The 16,328-nt window shown below is 70.2% G+C and carries 20 protein-coding genes; 16 read left to right on the top strand and 4 right to left on the bottom strand.

The annotated features are described in order from the left end of the window. Positions 1 to 2 precede the first annotated feature (2 nt). Genes SK571_RS39095 through SK571_RS39075 form a run of 5 tightly spaced genes read left to right on the top strand, consistent with a single transcriptional unit; the run spans position 3 to position 4,979 of the window. Positions 3 to 2,321 (top strand): DEAD/DEAH box helicase, encoded by a 2,319-nt coding sequence (locus SK571_RS39095; RefSeq protein ID WP_319989153.1) that lies wholly within the window; start codon positions 3 to 5, stop codon positions 2,319 to 2,321. Continuing rightward, positions 2,321 to 3,079, top strand: coding sequence for an SWIM zinc finger family protein (locus tag SK571_RS39090; RefSeq protein ID WP_319989152.1), 759 nt, complete (start codon positions 2,321 to 2,323; stop codon positions 3,077 to 3,079). Before SK571_RS39095 ends, SK571_RS39090 begins: the two co-directional genes overlap by 1 nt. Continuing rightward, entirely contained in the window at positions 3,076 to 3,615 is a 540-nt protein-coding gene (locus tag SK571_RS39085; protein ID WP_319989151.1) for a sugar O-acetyltransferase, read from the top strand. Before SK571_RS39090 ends, SK571_RS39085 begins: the two co-directional genes overlap by 4 nt. Next, the gene (locus SK571_RS39080; protein ID WP_319989150.1) at positions 3,605 to 4,222 is read left to right on the top strand and encodes a DUF2238 domain-containing protein; all 618 of its coding nucleotides are present in this window, start codon (positions 3,605 to 3,607) and stop codon (positions 4,220 to 4,222) included. Before SK571_RS39085 ends, SK571_RS39080 begins: the two co-directional genes overlap by 11 nt. Continuing rightward, positions 4,215 to 4,979: a DUF3626 domain-containing protein gene (locus tag SK571_RS39075; RefSeq protein ID WP_319989207.1), complete on the top strand. Its 765-nt coding sequence runs from the start codon at positions 4,215 to 4,217 to the stop codon at positions 4,977 to 4,979. The genes SK571_RS39080 and SK571_RS39075 overlap by 8 nt, the downstream gene beginning before the upstream one ends. Here SK571_RS39075 and SK571_RS39070 read toward each other — a convergent pair. Next, a complete protein-coding gene (locus SK571_RS39070) occupies positions 4,967 to 5,935 on the bottom strand; it encodes a helix-turn-helix transcriptional regulator (RefSeq protein WP_319989149.1) in 969 nt (322 codons plus the stop codon). The genes SK571_RS39075 and SK571_RS39070 overlap by 13 nt on opposite strands. A gap of 49 nt (positions 5,936 to 5,984) precedes the next feature. Between SK571_RS39070 and SK571_RS39065 the strand changes: the two genes are divergently transcribed. Both SK571_RS39065 and SK571_RS39060 read left to right on the top strand, forming a co-directional pair. Then, positions 5,985 to 6,461, top strand: a complete 477-nt coding sequence (locus tag SK571_RS39065; protein WP_319989148.1) for a hypothetical protein — start codon at positions 5,985 to 5,987, stop codon at positions 6,459 to 6,461. Between the two features lie 65 nt (positions 6,462 to 6,526). Continuing rightward, positions 6,527 to 7,030: a DUF2087 domain-containing protein gene (locus SK571_RS39060; RefSeq protein WP_319989147.1), complete on the top strand. Its 504-nt coding sequence runs from the start codon at positions 6,527 to 6,529 to the stop codon at positions 7,028 to 7,030. On the opposite strand, the gene SK571_RS39055 is transcribed toward SK571_RS39060, so the two are convergent. After that, the gene (locus SK571_RS39055; RefSeq protein ID WP_319989146.1) at positions 7,012 to 7,743 is read right to left on the bottom strand and encodes an SDR family oxidoreductase; all 732 of its coding nucleotides are present in this window, start codon (positions 7,741 to 7,743) and stop codon (positions 7,012 to 7,014) included. The two genes, SK571_RS39060 and SK571_RS39055, sit on opposite strands and share 19 nt — an antisense overlap. 493 nt (positions 7,744 to 8,236) lie before the next feature. Next, positions 8,237 to 8,515 carry a hypothetical protein gene (locus tag SK571_RS39050; RefSeq protein ID WP_319989145.1) on the bottom strand — a complete coding sequence of 93 codons (279 nt, stop codon included), beginning with the start codon at positions 8,513 to 8,515 and terminating at the stop codon, positions 8,237 to 8,239. Positions 8,516 to 8,600: 85 nt separating this feature from the next. Between SK571_RS39050 and SK571_RS39045 the strand changes: the two genes are divergently transcribed. The 9 genes from SK571_RS39045 to SK571_RS39005 all read left to right on the top strand — a co-directional run bounded on the left by SK571_RS39045 (position 8,601) and on the right by SK571_RS39005 (position 15,557). Continuing rightward, positions 8,601 to 9,179, top strand: coding sequence for an RNA polymerase sigma factor (locus SK571_RS39045; protein ID WP_319989144.1), 579 nt, complete (start codon positions 8,601 to 8,603; stop codon positions 9,177 to 9,179). Next, on the top strand, positions 9,176 to 10,432 hold the full coding sequence (locus SK571_RS39040; RefSeq protein WP_319989143.1) for a hypothetical protein: 1,257 nt from the start codon (positions 9,176 to 9,178) through the stop codon (positions 10,430 to 10,432). Before SK571_RS39045 ends, SK571_RS39040 begins: the two co-directional genes overlap by 4 nt. Before the next feature lie 40 nt (positions 10,433 to 10,472). Further along, positions 10,473 to 10,964 carry a GNAT family N-acetyltransferase gene (locus SK571_RS39035; RefSeq protein ID WP_319989142.1) on the top strand — a complete coding sequence of 164 codons (492 nt, stop codon included), beginning with the start codon at positions 10,473 to 10,475 and terminating at the stop codon, positions 10,962 to 10,964. Positions 10,965 to 11,104: 140 nt separating this feature from the next. Then, entirely contained in the window at positions 11,105 to 11,614 is a 510-nt protein-coding gene (locus SK571_RS39030) for a general stress protein (protein WP_319989141.1), read from the top strand. 67 nt (positions 11,615 to 11,681) lie between these two features. Next, positions 11,682 to 12,353 carry a hypothetical protein gene (locus SK571_RS39025; protein ID WP_319989140.1) on the top strand — a complete coding sequence of 224 codons (672 nt, stop codon included), beginning with the start codon at positions 11,682 to 11,684 and terminating at the stop codon, positions 12,351 to 12,353. 60 nt (positions 12,354 to 12,413) lie between these two features. Further along, on the top strand, positions 12,414 to 13,169 hold the full coding sequence (locus tag SK571_RS39020; protein WP_319989139.1) for a TetR/AcrR family transcriptional regulator: 756 nt from the start codon (positions 12,414 to 12,416) through the stop codon (positions 13,167 to 13,169). Continuing rightward, positions 13,166 to 14,005, top strand: coding sequence for an NAD(P)H-binding protein (locus SK571_RS39015; RefSeq protein ID WP_319989138.1), 840 nt, complete (start codon positions 13,166 to 13,168; stop codon positions 14,003 to 14,005). Before SK571_RS39020 ends, SK571_RS39015 begins: the two co-directional genes overlap by 4 nt. Positions 14,006 to 14,074: 69 nt before the next feature. Then, entirely contained in the window at positions 14,075 to 14,305 is a 231-nt protein-coding gene (locus SK571_RS39010) for a YciI family protein (RefSeq protein WP_319989137.1), read from the top strand. 7 nt (positions 14,306 to 14,312) lie between these two features. After that, complete coding sequence (locus SK571_RS39005) at positions 14,313 to 15,557, top strand: RNA polymerase sigma factor (protein ID WP_319989136.1); 1,245 nt, start codon at positions 14,313 to 14,315, stop codon at positions 15,555 to 15,557. Positions 15,558 to 15,715: 158 nt separating this feature from the next. On the opposite strand, the gene SK571_RS39000 is transcribed toward SK571_RS39005, so the two are convergent. Continuing rightward, entirely contained in the window at positions 15,716 to 16,306 is a 591-nt protein-coding gene (locus tag SK571_RS39000) for a LysE family translocator (protein ID WP_319989135.1), read from the bottom strand. Positions 16,307 to 16,328: the final 22 nt, after the last annotated feature.

Raw genomic sequence — 16,328 nt, 5'->3', positions numbered from 1 at the left:
GTATGTTCGTGCCTGCCGACCCGCCCAGATTCGGCCAGCTCCACGGAAAACCCCTGCTCGAAGCCTTACCCGAGGCGCTGTCCGGCGACGGCTACTGGGCGGTGGCCGCCGCGACCGCGCTCACCCTCGTCGGCCGCGGCCGGATCGTGCCCGGCGTGACGGCCGGCGGGTACGACACCTGGCGCGTCGGACCGCTCGACCACGCCGACGAGCTCCACCTGCGCCAGCTCGCCGCGCACGGCGACTACGACCTGCTCCGCCAGTTCCTCGACGCCGTCGCCGACACGCTGCCCCGCACCGGCACGGGACCGTTCGCCGGCAGCGACGCCTGCGACGTCTCCGCGCTCAAGACGTGGGCCGACGAGCAGATCACCCTCTCCCTGCGCATCGAGACCACCGACGACCTGCGGTTCCGGGCCATCGTGCAGGTGCGCGCCGTCACCGACCCCTACCCGCGCGACGTGCGCGGCTCCGGCCGCGAGCTCGACGCCATCCGGGCGATGGCCCGCATCGACTGGCCGCCGCTGCAGCGCCTGCTCGACCAGGCCGACCTCACCGACGACGAGGTCGGCGAACTGCTCGGCACCGGCATCGAGGTCCACTGGCCGCGCGAGCTCGCCACCAACCTGTCCGCGAAGGCCGTCATCGGCGAACCCGGCGGACCACTGCAGGCAGGCGACCTGCTCTCGTTCGACTGGCGCATCGCGCTCGGCGGCTCGGAGCTCACCGACGCCGAGATGGACCTCGTCGCCGAGGCGTCCCGGCCGATCGTGAAGCTGCGCGACCAGTGGGTGCTGGTCGACCCGAAGCTGCGCCGCAAGGCACGGCAGCGACTCGAACCCGTCACCGCGGCCCAGGCCGTCACCGCCGCCCTCACCGGCGTGGCGATCATCGGCGGCGAACACGTCGAGGTCGCCCCGCACAGCCTCGCCACCGCCATCACGACCATCCCGCAGTTCCCGCAGCCCGCCGTGTTGCAGGCGCGACTGCGGGACTACCAGCTGCACGGACTGCGCTGGCTCGCCCACATGACCGGCCTCGGACTCGGCGCCTGCCTCGCCGACGACATGGGCCTGGGCAAGACCATCACGCTCATCGCCCTGCACCTGCACCGCCGCCACGACCAGCCCACGCTCGTCGTCTGCCCGGCCTCGCTGCTGGGCAACTGGGAACGCGAGATCCACCGCTTCGCCCCCGGCACACCCGTCACCCGCTACCACGGTCCACAACGGACCCTCTCCACCGAAGGCGTGGTGCTCACCACCTACGGCACCATGCGCCTGGACGCCGAGGCGTTGCGCGCGCACCCGTGGGGCATGGTCGTCGCCGACGAGGCCCAGCACGTCAAGAACCCGCACTCCGGCACCGCCAAGGCGTTGCGCTCGATCCCCGCCGCCGCACGCGTCGCGTTGTCGGGCACTCCGGTCGAGAACTCGCTGTCGGAGCTGTGGTCCATCCTGGACTGGACGACACCGGGCCTGCTCGGCACGCACCGCGCGTTCCGCACCCGCTGGCCCGAACCCGACGACACCCTCGCCAAGGTCGTCCGGCCGTTCCTGCTGCGCCGCCGCAAGTCCGACCCCGGCGTCGCCCCCGAACTGCCCGCCAAGACCGAGACCGACCGGTACGTCTCGCTGAGCGTGGAGCAGGCCGCGCTGTACGAGGCGCTCACCAGGGAGACCCTCGAGCAGATCGCGTCCAGCGACGGCATGGCCCGCCGCGGCCTCGTGCTCAAGCTGCTGACCGGGCTCAAGCAGATCTGCAACCACCCGTCGCACTACCTCGGCCACCCCGCGCTGCAGGGCACGTCCGGCAAGCTCGACCTGCTCGACGAACTGCTCGCGACGATCGTCGCCGAGGGCGGCTCGGCGCTGATCTTCACCCAGTACGTCGGCATGGCCCGGCTGCTGGAGCAGCACATCACGCAGCCCACGCGGTTCCTGCACGGCGGCACCCCGGTGCCGCAGCGCGAGCGGATGGTCGACGACTTCCAGAACGGCCGCGCACCCGTGTTCCTGCTGTCGCTGAAAGCCGCCGGCACCGGCCTCAACCTCACCCGCGCCGACCACGTCATCCACTTCGACCGCTGGTGGAACCCCGCCGTCGAGGACCAGGCCACCGACCGCGCCTACCGCATCGGCCAGACCAGGCCCGTCCAGGTGCACAAGCTCGTCACCGAGGGCACCGTCGAGGAACGCATCGCCGCGCTCCTGCAGGACAAGCGCGACCTCGCCGACGCCGTCCTGCACGGGGGAGAGTCCGCGTTCACCGAACTCACCGACGCCGAACTGGCCGAGCTCGTCCAGCTGAGGAGCACGTAGTGACCGCACGCGGATTTGCCGCGTTCCCCAAGGTGACGCGCCGCGTCGCCGGCACCTGGTGGGGCAAGGCCTGGGTGAAGGCGTTGTCGGACACCGCGCTCGACACCGGCCTGATCCGCCTGGGCCGCCGCTACGCCCACGCCGGCGTCGTCGGCCCGATCACCGTCAGCCCCGGCCGCCTGCACGCCCAGGTCCACGACGACGACACCGTCTACAGCACCACCGTCAGCATTCCCGTGCTCTCCGAGGTCCAATGGGGACGGTTCCTCGACCGCGTCGCCGAACACGCCGGCCACATCGCCGCCCTGCTGGACAACGACATGCCGCGCGACCTCGTCCTCGCCGCCGAAGAGTCCGGAGTGGACCTGCTGCCCGGCATCGGCGACCTCGAACCCGACTGCGACTGCGACGGCTGGGAACTCCCGTGCCGCCACGCCGCCGCCCTCGCCCTGCAGGTCGGCTGGCTGCTCGACGCCGACCCGTTCGTCCTGCTGCTGCTCAAGGGAAAACCGGAACAGGAACTCCTCGACGCCCTGCGCCAGCGCGTCGCCGGCCCCGTCGGCACCAGAACACCTGTGGTGGTTTCCGTCGAACCCGCAGGTCAACTGCCCCCTCGGCCCGCGCTGCCGACCACCACACCTGTGGTGCTCGCGGTCGAGCCGCCCCCCGGTTCCGAGGCCGCGGACATCATGGCACTGATGGAGATCGCCGCAACCCGGGCACGCGCACTGCTGCGTTCGGGCACTCTCGAGGAATGATCACCGAGAAGCAGAAGATGATGACCGGCGAGCTCTACCAGGACTCCGACCCCGAACTCGTCGCGGAACGCCTGTCCGCGCAGCGACTCGTGGACGAGTTCAACGCCACCCGCTCCGGCGACGTCATCAAGAAGCTCTTCGGCTCCCTCGGCGAGGGCTCCTGGGTCATGCCGCGGTTCCAGTGCGACTACGGCTACCAGATCCACATGGGCTCCAACAGCTTCCTCAACTACGACGCCATCCTCATGGACTGCGCCACCATCACCATCGGCGACGACGTCTCCATCGGCCCACGAGCACAACTGCTCACCGCCCTGCACCCCGTCGAGGACCACGAGGCCCGCCGGCAGCGCTTCGAGACCGCCGCCCCCATCACCATCGGGAACAACGTGTGGCTCGGTGGCGGCGTCATCGTCTGCGCCGGAGTCACCATCGGCGACAACACGGTGATCGGAGCCGGTAGCGTCGTCACGCGCGACATCCCGCCGCGCGTACTGGCCGTCGGCAATCCCTGCAAGGTGATCCGTGAGCTGTGACAAACGCGTTCTCGAACCGCTGGTCCTGCTGGGACTGACGGTCGTGGCCCTGGTCGCGTCGGGCATCGGCCCCCACGACCGCGCCACCTGGTACCTCGAAGTGGCCCCCGTCGTCATCGGCGGGGCGCTGCTGATGGCGACCTACCGGCGGTTCCGCCTGACCCCGCTGCTGTACCGGCTGATCTTCCTGCACGCGCTGGTGCTGATCCTGGGCGGCCACTACACCTACGCGCGCGTGCCGGCGGGGTTCTGGGTGCAGGACTGGTTCGACCTCGCGCGCAACCACTACGACCGGTTCGCCCACTTCGTGCAGGGGTTCGTGCCCGCCGTGCTCGCCCGCGAGATCCTGCTGCGCCGGACCCCGCTGCGGCCCGGTGGGTGGCTGTTCTTCCTCGTCGTCTGCGTGTGCCTGGCCTTCAGCGCGACCTACGAACTGGGCGAGTGGCTGGCGGCCGTGGTCGCCGGCTCGGGCGCGGACGAGTTCCTCGGCACCCAGGGCGACGTCTGGGACACGCAGTGGGACATGTTCATGGCGCTGCTGGGGGCGTTGGCCGCGCAGCTGACGTTGGCGCGGGTGCACGACCGGGAGCTCGCGCGTGGTGTTTGAGAAGGCCATCGCGCACGTCGACGCCCTGTCGATCGGTGGGCCCCTGCCGCGAGACCTGCGCGTCACCCTCAACTTCCACCCCGGCCGCGGCGTCCTCGAAGCCCTCGTCCGCGACGGCGTCTACCGCTCCCAGTTCGAGACCGGCACCAGCAACGGCGGTCTCACCGCCCATCCGGGCGGCGCCCGCTGGGACTGGGAGAGCCGCCTGTTCGGCGGCGCCTACGACCACGCCGATCCCGTCGACCGGCCGAAGTACGGCGCGCTCAACCACCGCCGGCTCGCCTGCGGTGGCGCGCCCCGGTTCGGCTCCGCGCACGTGCGCCTCACCGAAGAGGTGCTCGACCGCACGACGTTCTGCTACCCCGACAGCGTGTTCGACCCCGTCGACTTCGGCACCGCGCGGCACTTCGCCCTGATCGAACTCGCCGACGCCGACGACCGCGACGCCCTCGACAACTACATCGAGGCCCACGTCCACGGCCCCGTCACGCTCGACGACGTCGAGGCGGTCGTCCTCGACCAGAGCTTCCCCGACGTCGACCTGCCGTGCCCGGTCGAACAGCACCCCGGCTTCCGGCTGTCCACACAGGACCTGCTGCGCCACCCCGGCTACCGCGGTCCTGAGTCCGTCGAGCTGGGACTCGCGATCGCGCGGGACGGCCACCTCGACCCGTACGTCCTGGACAACGCCGAGGCGGCACCGCAGGTCGTCAAACACCTCTGGCACCACCTCGCACGGTTCGGTCACCCCAGGTAGATCGACGCCAGCCGCCGCACCGCCGCCGTCATCTGCTCCCGCAGCTCCCCGGGCTCCAGCACCTCGACCTCACCGCCCAGGCGCAGCAACATCCCGGTCGCGTGCGCGATCGACTCGATCGGGATCGTCGCCACGAAGAAACCGTCGTCGTCCACGACGGACTCCTCCGCCGCCCGCGCCACGACCGGCAGCACGTGCGACCCGAACGCCTCCCGCCCGGCGGGCGACAGCCTGATCACCGCCGAACCCGTGTACTGCCGCGCCTGGAACTCCTCCAGCGACGCCGCCCAGTGCGCCGCGAGGTCGAACCCCTCCGGCCGTGGGAACGACTCCTCCGACACGGTGGCCGCCTGGATCTGCGACACCCGGTACGTGGAGATCCGCGTGGACCCCTGCGCGACCAGGTACCACCGCCCGGCCTTCAGCACGAGGCCCAGCGGCCGCAGCACGCGCGTCACGTCCTCGGGCGCGCGCCACCGCCGGTAGCTGACCTCCAGCAGCCGCTCCCGCCACACCGCGTCGGCCACGACCCCCAGCAACGGCGAACGCTCCGGGTCGTAGTACCAGGCCGGGGCGTCGAGGTGGAACCGCGTGGCCATCCGCGAGGCCCGGTCACGCATCGACGACGGCAACGCCGCCATCAGCTTGAGCTGCGTCGCCGCGACGGCGTCCCCGAGGCCCAGCTCCGCCGCCGGGCCCGGCAGGCCTGCCAGGAACAGCGACTCCGCCTCCTGCTCGGTCAGGCCGGTCAGCCGCGTGCGGTAGCCGTCGAGCAGCTGGTAGCCCCCGGACGGGCCCGCGTCGCCGTACAGCGGCACCCCGGCCGCGTGCAGCGACTCCACGTCCCGGTAGATCGTCCGGACCGACACCTCCAGCTCGTCGGCCAGCGCCTGCGCCGTCAAGCGCCCCTTGCTCTGCAGCAGGAGCAACAACGACACCAATCGACTCGCGCGCACGCGGCACACACTGACACACCCTGTCAGGGTTAGCTCATATGTTCGACCCATGGCTTTCTACGAGAAGCAGCTGGCGGTCAAGGAACCGCTGGTCGTCGCCGGCAGACACGTCAAGCGCTACGAGGTGGTCACCCCGGGGCTGGAGATCACCGACGACATCCGCGACGCCGCCTACGCGTTCCTGCCGCAGATCTACCCGGACTTCGAGGACCCGACCCCGCCCGCCACCGTGACGGTCCTGCACCGCAGCGCCGCGGGCATGTACCTCAACGCCTACAACTGGGTCTGGGACAACGTCCTGCACTGCCGCACCGCCGTGTCCGGCGACCAGCCGTTCCTCGGCTCGACCGACCCAGACCTCACGCACTTCACCGTCATCCCGAAGGACCTCATCGGCTGCGTCTGGGAGCTCCCGCCGCTGGCCCACGAACGCACGGCGTGGGTGCGGCACGTGCTGGAACCGGACACGCCGGACTTCGAGGGCTACCTCGGCGACGTCATGGCCGAAGGGCTGGTGGGCCGATGAGCGAGGACTGGCAGGGGGCGGCTTCTCGCTGAAAACAGGTGGACGGCGGCGTTAGGTTCGCAGGCATGACCACTCCGGAATCCGTCGTGCGCGCCTTGGCCGAACCCGCGAGGCTGCGGGCGTTCGCCGCCGTCGTCCTCGGCGCGGGCACTTTGGCCGACGTCGCCACCGCCTCCGGACTGAAGGTCAAGGACGCCGGCACCGCGCTGCGCAAGCTCCACGAGGCCGGGCTGGTCGAGGGTGAACCGGCCCGGCCCGCCGATCTCAAGCCGCTCGCGGCGACGCTCACCGAGGCCATGCCGGCCGACGGGCTCGCGCCGTTCATCCGAGGCGACAAGCTCGTCTCACTGCCGGTCGCCCACGAACGCCGCCGCAAGATCCTCGAACACGTCGCCGCGTACGCCTTCACCGCGCGGACCTACTACGAGGAGAAGGAGATCAACGAGCGGCTCGCGGCGTGGTGCGACGGGGGAGAGGTCGACCACGTCACCATCCGCCGCTACCTCGTCGACCTCGGCCTGCTGGAACGCGGCGGCGGCATGTACCAGGCTCAACCCCTGCCTATGTAGGGCATCGTCGTCGCCATCACGGTCATGAACTGCACGTTGGCGTTCAACGGCAGCTGGGCCTGGTACAGCACGGCGTCGGCCACGTGCCGCACGTCGAACGTCGGCTCCGCGCTGACCTCGAAGTTCGCTTGCAGCACACCGGCGCCCATCCGCTCGGTCATCTCCGTCGCGGCGTTGCCGATGTCGATCTGCCCGCACGCGATGCCGAACGCACGGCCCTCCAACGAGAGCGACTTGGTCAGGCCCGTCATCGCGTGCTTGGTCGCGTTGTAGGCCACCGCGTGCGGGCGCGGCACCGACGCCGAGATCGAGCCGTTGTTGATGATCCGGCCACCGCCGTGCGTCTTCATCACCTTGAACGCCTCGCGGGCGCACAAGAAGGCTCCTGTCAGGTTCACCCCGACTACCTTCTCCCACGCGCCGAGACTGAACTCCTCGATCGGTGTCGCGCGCACGTTCATTCCGGCGTTGTTGAACAACACGTCGACACGGCCGAAGCGCGCGACGACCGCCTCGAACAACGCGACGACCGAGTCCTCACGCGACACATCGTTCGGCACCACGAGAGCTGAGTCGGGAAAGCCCTCTCCGGTCTCGGTCAACGCGTTCTCGCGCCGGCCCGCCAGCGCCACCTGGAACCCCGCCCCCAACAGGGTTCGCGCCGCCGCGCGCCCCACCCCGGAACCCGCTCCCGTCACGACCGCGACTGCCATCGGTGATCTCCCCTCGATCCAGCGATTGCCTGAAGTGTCCCGTGTGGAGTACCTACAGGTGTGGAGTGCGAAGAGGACACCTGCCTGCTGTGCGCGGGGTCCGGAACCATGTCGTGGCAGCAACCCGTTCCCGGACCGCAAGGCCTTGTGCTGCACGAGATGTCGCATCCGTGCCCGCGCGGGTGCTCCGGCTGGTGGAAGCTCCCGCACGGGGAAAGCGGAGGCATCGTCGCAGGCAACGTCGCACGCGCCAACGAGATTCCAGCCGGACCGTCCTCCCAGGCCTGATCACCGAGCGTGAACGATGGGGGTCACCCATTATTGCTGGGAGGGTCCCTGCTTGGCGGATGCCACCACTTGGAGTAGAAGCGGACACTGTTCTTCTGTGAAGGAGTGCAGCCGTTGCCTTGGTTCTGGGCTCAACGAGGACCGGTCCGCCTGCCGAGTCTGCGGAGGCTTGGGGCAGGTCCCGGACCGATAGCTGTCGCAGGGCCTATTTCTTCGTCATCAAGGTCGGGCCGAGGATCCGGCGGGCCAACCGCCGGGTCAGCGACTTGGGCTTGACCTCGGCGCCTGCGGTAGTGGCCGCCGGAGCGGGTGCCGGCGGAGTGACCGCCGCGGGTGCGGGCGTCACCGGGGAAACTCCCGGAATCGTCGCCGCGTCCTGCTCCGGGATCGTGATCTTCGCGAACACCTGGGTCTCCGCCTCGACATTGCCGGGCTGCTTCTGCTCGATCGGCACGGCGAAGATCTTGCCATCGGCGCCATTCACGCCTCGAATGAGGGGCGGCTCCCTTCCCGTCTGGTGACGCGCGTCACGCAGCACACTGACCTGTGACGGCCCCAGGCGGAGTGTGATGACTGAGACGACCGAGCGTGCGAACGTCGGGCCGCCCGACACGCGCCTCTGGGAACAGATCGCGAAAGGCGACCACGCCGCGTTCACCGAGCTGTTCGAGCGCCACGCCGAAGCGGTCTGGAACTACGCCTACCGCCTGACCGCGTCCTGGTCGCAGGCCGAGGACCTGCTCTCCGCGACGTTCCTGACGGCGTGGCGCAAGCGAGGCGACGCCCAGCTGGTGCGCGACTCGGCACTGCCGTGGCTCTACACGGTGACCGCGAACCGCGCCCGCACCGAATGGCGGGCCTCGCGCAGAGCGTTGCGGCTGGTCACGAAGCTGACACCGCAGGACGAACGCGACCACGCCGACGAGGTCGCCGCCCGCACCGACGCCCAGCGCAGGTTGGTCCAGGTGGTGGCCGCCATCGCGAAGCTGCCCGCCTCCGAACGCGAGATCGCCCAGCTCTGCCTGCTCGGCGACGTGTCCACCGCCGACGCCGCCGCGCTCCTCGGCATCACCGAGTCGAGCGTGCGCGCCCGCGTCTCCCGCACCCGCGCCCGGCTGCGCGACCTGACCCCCGAGGACAACGGATGATCGACCAGCTGCCCGAACACCGTCCCATGCCCGACGACGTCCGCATGCGGGCCCGCCGGCGGCTGTCCGAAGGCATGAGCCCGGCTGCCCGCAACGGCAGGCCGCTCCTGATCGCCGCCGGCGTCGGTGTGCTCGCCGCCGGGGCGGTCATCGCGAGTCAGGCCCTTCTCGGTGGCTCAGCCGACCCGGCGGCCCCGCCGATGCAGTACAACGGCGAGTTCGTCGGCAAGGACCGCAAGCTCGTCAACCACGTCGAAACCGGCAAGGTCGCCCCGGACGCGCTGGCCCGCTGCGCCGCCGTCGCGAAGGAGCACCCGCCCGCCGAGCAGTGGCAGCCGATGGCGACCAGCGCCAAGAACGGCACGGTCCTGACCGCGTTCCGCGTTCCGGCCGGCGTGTTCTTCTGTGCGAACACCGCCACCACCACGACGATCTCGGTGCCCAATCCGGCCGTGCTCGAGGGCTGGCGTCAGGTGGAGGTCCTGTTCACCACGCCGAGCGGCACGATGGCGGGCCTGGTCTCCTCGGACGTCAGGTTCCTCAGCCTGTCCCAGATCGCCGACGCCGGCCGGAGCACGACGATGCCCGCGCTGGTGGACGGCCTGTTCCTGGCGCCCAGCGGGTTCCAGAAGGCGGAGAACGGCACGAAGGCGCTGGTCAACGGCGAGGAGTCGGCCGTGCGGGGCGTGCCGAAGCCCACCGCGTCCGTCGTCGACCGGCCACTGCCGCCCGCCGCTCGTGACACGCCGGAGGCCGCGCGGTTCGCCGCCTGCCTGAAAGACCGGGCGGTCCCGGACCCCGATCAGTTCGTGCACGGCCTCACCGCGAAGGTCAGCGCCACCGACACGATCGTCACCGGCCGCTTCGGCGACCTGCTGCTCTACTGCCGCGAGGCGGACAACGACCCGACGCCCGGATCGGTGTTCGACCTCGACGACCTGACGGAGATCCGCGGCGAGACCGTCGCGGCGATGTCGGTGTTCTACGACTTCAAGCCGTTCAAGGTCAACGAGCGGGGGGAGTACTACGACGGCGGCAGCACCAGCGCCGCGGCGGTCGGCCTGGTCCTCGACCCGCGCGCGGCGTCGATCACCTACACCAGCCCCGGTGCCGCGGACGTGCCCGCCACGATGGGCAACGGCACGTTCGTGCTGGCAGCACGCCTGCTCGACCGGCACCCCGACGCCCGCGTGGTCGTGCGGGACGCCGCCGGGAACGTCCTGGAGACGATCACGCCGCAGAACCCGTCGTAGACAGGTCAAAAGCGGTGGACGACCGCGTCAGGATCTCCTCGTGGACACCGAACGCCTGACGCTGCGACCCCTCGGCCGATCCGATGTGGACGCACTGCGCGCGCTGCACGCCGACCCCGAGGTCATGCGGTATCTCGATCCGGCACCGGTCGGGAACTACCTCGGTGGCGGCTTCCACGCGGCCGTCGAGAAGGCGACCGGCCGGTTCGTCGGCTGGTTCGAGTTCCAGGGCACGACCGAGGTCGAGCTCGGCTACCGGCTGCACCGCGCGTTCTGGGGCCTCGGCTACGCCACCGAAGGCGGAAGGGCACTGATCGAACGCGGTTTCACCACGGGCGGTGCCCTGCGGGTCGTCGCCACGACGATGTTCGTCAACGCCGGATCGCGGCGCGTGATGGAGAAGTGCGGGCTGCGGCACGTCCGCACGTTCCACGTCGACTTCCCCGATCCGCTGCCCGGCGCCGAACACGGTGAGGTCGAGTACGCGCTGACAAAGCAGGAATGGCGGCGGTCGTGTCGGCGAGAAACCTGAGAATTCTCAGGAAACGCCGGAATCGCTGGTCATCACGCTTACCGGCAGGGAGCTGAGTCACACCAGCTCAACTCTGGGAACAAAGGCAGGCGCGCGTTCGTAATACCAGGTGTAGGGATCGCAATTCGGAGGTGTTGGAAATGACCACCGCGACTCCGTTCGCCACGGGAACGAATTCCACGGGCGTCAACGCACTGCCCACTCCGCCCACCGGCTGGCCCATCGGTTCCTACGGGACCTACGAAGAGGCCCAGCGGGCCGTGGACCACCTGGCGGACAACGACTTCCCGGTCGCGGACGTCACCATCGTCGGCGTCGAGCCGATGATCGTCGAACGCGTCACCGGCCGTCTGACCTGGGGCCGCGTCCTCGGCGCGGGAGCCGCGTCCGGTGCCTGGTTCGGTCTGTTCGTCGGTCTGCTGCTGGGCCTGTTCTCGACCGGCGGCGCTCTCGCCCCGATCGTCACGGGCCTCGTGGTCGGTACGATCTTCGGGCTGGTCAGCGCCGCCACCCGGTACGCCGCCACGCGCGGCCGCCGTGACTTCGCCTCGGTCACCCAGCTCGTGGGCGGCCGCTACGACGTGCTCAGCCACCCGCGCAGCGCCGAACGCGGCAAGGAGATGCTGACGACGCTGGCCTGGCGCTCCTGAACCCAGCTCCCACCACGAGGAAACGCCGTCCCGATCTTCGGGGCGGCGTTTCCGCTTTACTGGCGCCATGTCGACTTGGGGGACGCACTGGTGGCGGATCGTGCCGTTCGTCGCGGGGCTGTCGGTGAGCGTGGTGGCGTCGGGCATCAGCCTGTTCGGAATGGTCCCGATCGTGCTGTGGTGCGCGCTCGCTCGCACCTGGCGGACGGGGTTCGCCGTGGGGATGACCCTGGTGGCCTTGCACGCGTGGTTCGTCGTGCCGCGCCAGCTGGGGTGGTCCGGGCCGTTGGTGCCCTCGTACGCCGAGAGGTTCTGGCTCTACGCCTTGGTCACGGCGTTCATCTGTGCCGTCGGCCTGGCCGTGGAAAGCCGGCTCGTGGCTGGTGTCGGGTGGCTGGTCGCGATGGTCGGAGTGGGCTTCTTCATCACCGTGGTCGTGCTGCTCGACGAGCTGGAGGCCAAGCCACGTGACGAAGGCGTGCTTCCAGGGCCGCCTGGGCTGGAGGTGGCCGAGGGTGCGGGTCACTGCGGTTCCGGCAACTGCTCCCGCGAGGTGGTCATGACCGGGGACCGCGCGCCCGAGGTGGTGCGCGAGCACCTGGAGTCGCGGGGGTACACGGCCCGGACTCCCACCCGGATGTGCTGGGCGGTCGGAGTCGTGTTCACGCACGAGGTGTGCGCGGAGCCGAAGACGGTCTCCGCCGACAAGGTCGCCGTGACGTGGTACGTCAACCGCTGACCCGTTTCCGTAGGCCATACGGTATTGTTTCCGTATGGCCTACGGAAATGGGGTGGACGGATGGCCGCCGAACGCAGCGGCGGGGGAGACCCGGCCAGGACGCTCGCACTGCTCTGGCGCACGCCGCAGGAGCCGAAGCCGGTCGGCAGGAAGCCCAAGGTGAGCGTCGACCAGATCGTCACCGCGGCGATCGCGGTGGCCGACCGCGAGGGGCTCGGCGCGATGTCGATGGCCCGCGTCGCGCAGGAACTGACCGTCGGCACGATGTCGCTCTACACGCACGTGCCCGGCAAGGCCGAGTTGATCGACCTCATGGCCGACGCGGTGCTGCAGGAACGCGACCTCACGCCCGAGGGCACCTGGCGTGAGCGCATCAAGCACTACGCCGACCGCACCCGTGCGGTCTACCAGGCACATCCGTGGATGCGGGACGTGTCGATGGTGCGGCCGCCGCTCGGCCCGGGACTCATGGACGGCCAGGAGTTCGTGCTGGCCGCACTCGCCGACTCCGGCCTGGAACCGAGGCAGGTGACCGTCGCGCACGTGGCGGTCGAGGGCTTCGTGCACGGCGCCGCCGCGTCCGAAGTGGACGATCAACAGCTCGCGGCGGCGACCGGCGAGTCGGGTGACTCGTGGTGGGGCGCGCGCCAGGTGTTCTGGGACGACTACTTCGACGTCGAGCGCTACCCGGCGATGACGGCGCTGTGGAACGCCGGCGCCTACGACACCGAAGGCACGCTCGCGGAGAACATGCACCGCTCGTGGAACTACGGGCTCGACAGGTTGCTGGACGGCATCGAAGGGGGCATGCGATGACGACGCTGGTCACCGGCGCGACGGGCAACGTCGGCCGGTTGGTGGTGCGGGGGCTCGGCGGTCATGTGCGGGCGATCACCCGCGACCCGGCCAAGGCCGCCTTCCCCGCGCACGTGGAGACGGTGAAGGCGGACCTCGACGATCCGGACAGCATTCCGTTCGACGACGTGGAGAAGCTCTACCTGTTCGTGCACCCGCCGACCGCGCAGGAGGTGGTCGACCGCGCGGTGCGGGCAGGTGTGCGCAGGATCGTCACGTTGTCCTCGGGCGCGGTGACCTACGGCTACGACACCAGCCACCACCTGCCGGTCGAGCAGGCCGTCGAGGCGTCCGGCGTCGAGTGGACCCACCTGCGGCCGGGCGAGTTCGCGGTCAACAAGATCGACCTCTGGGGACCGTCGATCCGTGCGGACGGCACGATCGTGCACCCCGAACCGGACGCGTTCGGGCAGCCGATCCACGAAGCCGACATCGCCGACGTGGCGATCAAGGTCCTGCAGGAGGACGGCCACGCGGGCAAGGCCTACGACCTGTCCGGCCCGCCGCAGATCACCCAGCGGGACATGGCACGGGACATCGGCGCCGCGATCGGGCGCTCGTTGACGTTCCGCGACGTCACCGTGGAGGAGGCGCTCGCCTACTACGTGAGCGTCGGCTGGCCTGAGGAGATCGCGCGCTACGTCCTCGGCATCGCCGGTTACGAAGGCGGCGACCCCGACGACTTCGCCGACTACGAGTTCGTCGTGTCGCCCGACTACGAGAAGCTCACCGGCAGGCCGTACCGGACGTTCGCGCAGTGGGCCCGCGACCACGCGGCCGACTTCACCGCGCAGTGACCTGATCATCGCGTCGATTTCGGCACCTCCTCGTTCGACGTCCTGGTAGACGGCGAACGAGGAGGTCCGGTGCGGTTCATGGTGTTCGTCAGGAGCACGAATCCGTTGACGGCACTGCACGGGGACGCGCTGGTGCGCGCGGGCGTGCTGCTCGACGCGGGCGACCTCGTCCCGGACGCGTTGGGAGTCTCCGGGTACTGGCTGATCGACGTGCGCGACCGCGAGGAAGCGGTCGAGCGGATGAAGCGCATCGCCCTCCCCGCGTGCGTCGTGGAAATACGTCAGGTGGCTGTGGTGTGATTCCCCCATGGGGGTTACCTCGGTGCACCGCACCATCGACGCGGTCTGGCGGATGGAGTCGGCGAAGGTCATCTCCGCCCTCGCCCGGTACACCCGCGACGTCGGCCTCGCCGAGGAGATGGCCCAGGACGCGCTGGTCGCGGCCCTGGAGCAGTGGCCGGCCGAAGGTGTGCCCAAGAACCCCGGTGCGTGGCTGATGACCACGGCGAAGCGGCGTTCGATCGACCAGATCCGCCGGCGCGAGAACCTCAGCCGCAAGGTCGAGGAGATCGGCCGCGACGTCCAGGAAGCCACCCCGGACGCCAGCGAAGGCATCGACGACGAGATCGGCGACGACCTGCTGAGCCTCATGTTCACCGCCTGCCACCCGGTCCTGGGCACCGAGGCGCGCGTCGCGCTCACGCTGAAGATGCTGGGCGGCCTCAAGACCGAGGAGATCGCCCGCGCGTTCCTGGTCAGCGACGCGACCGTGGCCCAGCGCATCGTGCGCGCCAAGAAAGCACTCGCCGACGCCGGCGTGCCGTTCGAGGTCCCCGAAGGTCCCGAACTCGCCACCCGGCTCGCCAGCGTCCTGGAGGTCATCTACCTGATCTTCAACGAGGGCTACTCCGCCACGCAGGGCGACGACTGGCTGCGCCCCGAACTGTGCGCCGAAGCGTTGCGGCTCGGCCGCGTGCTCGCCGAACTCGCGCCCAAGGAGGCCGAGGTCCACGGCCTGGTCGCGCTGATGGAGATCCAGGCCTCCCGCATCAAGGCCCGCACCGGCCCTCGCGGCGAACCCGTGCTGCTGCTCGAGCAGGACCGGGGCCGCTGGGACTGGCTGCTCATCGGCCGCGGCCTCAAAGCCCTCGAACGGGCCGAAGCCCTCAACCAGCCACCCGGCCCCTACTACGTGCAGGCCGCCCTCGCCGCGTGCCACGCCCGCGCGCGCAAGGCGCAAGACACCGACTGGCAACGCATCGCCACCCTCTACCAGGTGCTCGCGAGCATCTCGCCGTCCCCGATCGTCGAGCTCAACCGCGCCGTGGCGTTGTCGATGGCCTTCGGGCCCGCCGCCGGCCTCGCGCTGGTCGACGAGATCGCGGGCGAGAAGGCGTTGCAGGGCTACCACCTGCTGCCCAGCGTGCGCGGCGACTTCCTGGTGAAGCTCGGGCGCAACGCCGAGGCCAAGGCCGAGTTCGAGAAGGCGGCCGCGCTCACCCGCAACGAACGCGAACGCACCCTGCTGCTCGGACGCGCCGCCGCCTGTTAGTGGTGCGGTTCGGAAGGTTGCCGGGCGATTCGCGGTCAGACGGGTGCATAGTGGTGCCGCCCCCACGTCCTCATACTGGACGTATGGGGGCGTGGGGGCGGTGCCGCGAGGCGCCCTGCTGAGCGTGAATCTCCCAGCCCACCTTCCGAACCGCACCACTAGGTCAGCGCGAGCTTCAGGCCCAGCGCCGCGAACGAGGCCGCGAAGAACCGCCGCAGCCACACCATCACGCGAGGCCGTGCCAGCACCCGGTCGCGCATCGACGCCGCGAACACCCCGTAGACGGCGAACACCGCGAACGTCAGCGCCATGAACACCGCGCTCAGCGTCACCATCTGCCCGAACCCGGTCGCGAACTGCGGCAGGAACGCCACGAAGAAGATCGTCAGCTTCGGGTTGAGCAGGTTGATCAGCACCGCCGACACCACGACCTTGCGCGCCGACGCCGGTGCCGCCGCGGTGTCCACGACCAGCTCGCTCCTGTCCCGCCACGTCGCCCACGCCAGGTAGACGAGGTACGCGACACCCAGGTACTTCACGATCTCGAACGCCAGCGCGCTCGCGTGCAGCAGCGCCGCCAGCCCCGTCACCGTCGCCAGCACGTGCGGCACGATCCCCAGCGTGCAACCGAACGCGGCGATCACGCTCGCTTTGCGCCCGTGCGCGAGACCGGCGGACAGCGTGTACAGCACACCGGTGCCGGGGGTGGCGACCGCGATCAACGTCGTGATCAGGAATGCGAGGCTCATGCGGTGAACTCTGCCGCGCAAC

The organism is Lentzea kristufekii, assembly GCF_033949925.1.
Lineage (GTDB): Bacteria > Actinomycetota > Actinomycetes > Mycobacteriales > Pseudonocardiaceae > Lentzea > Lentzea kristufekii.
The sequence above is the reverse complement of the archived record's forward strand: the minus strand, read 5'-3'. Positions and strand labels throughout refer to the sequence as shown.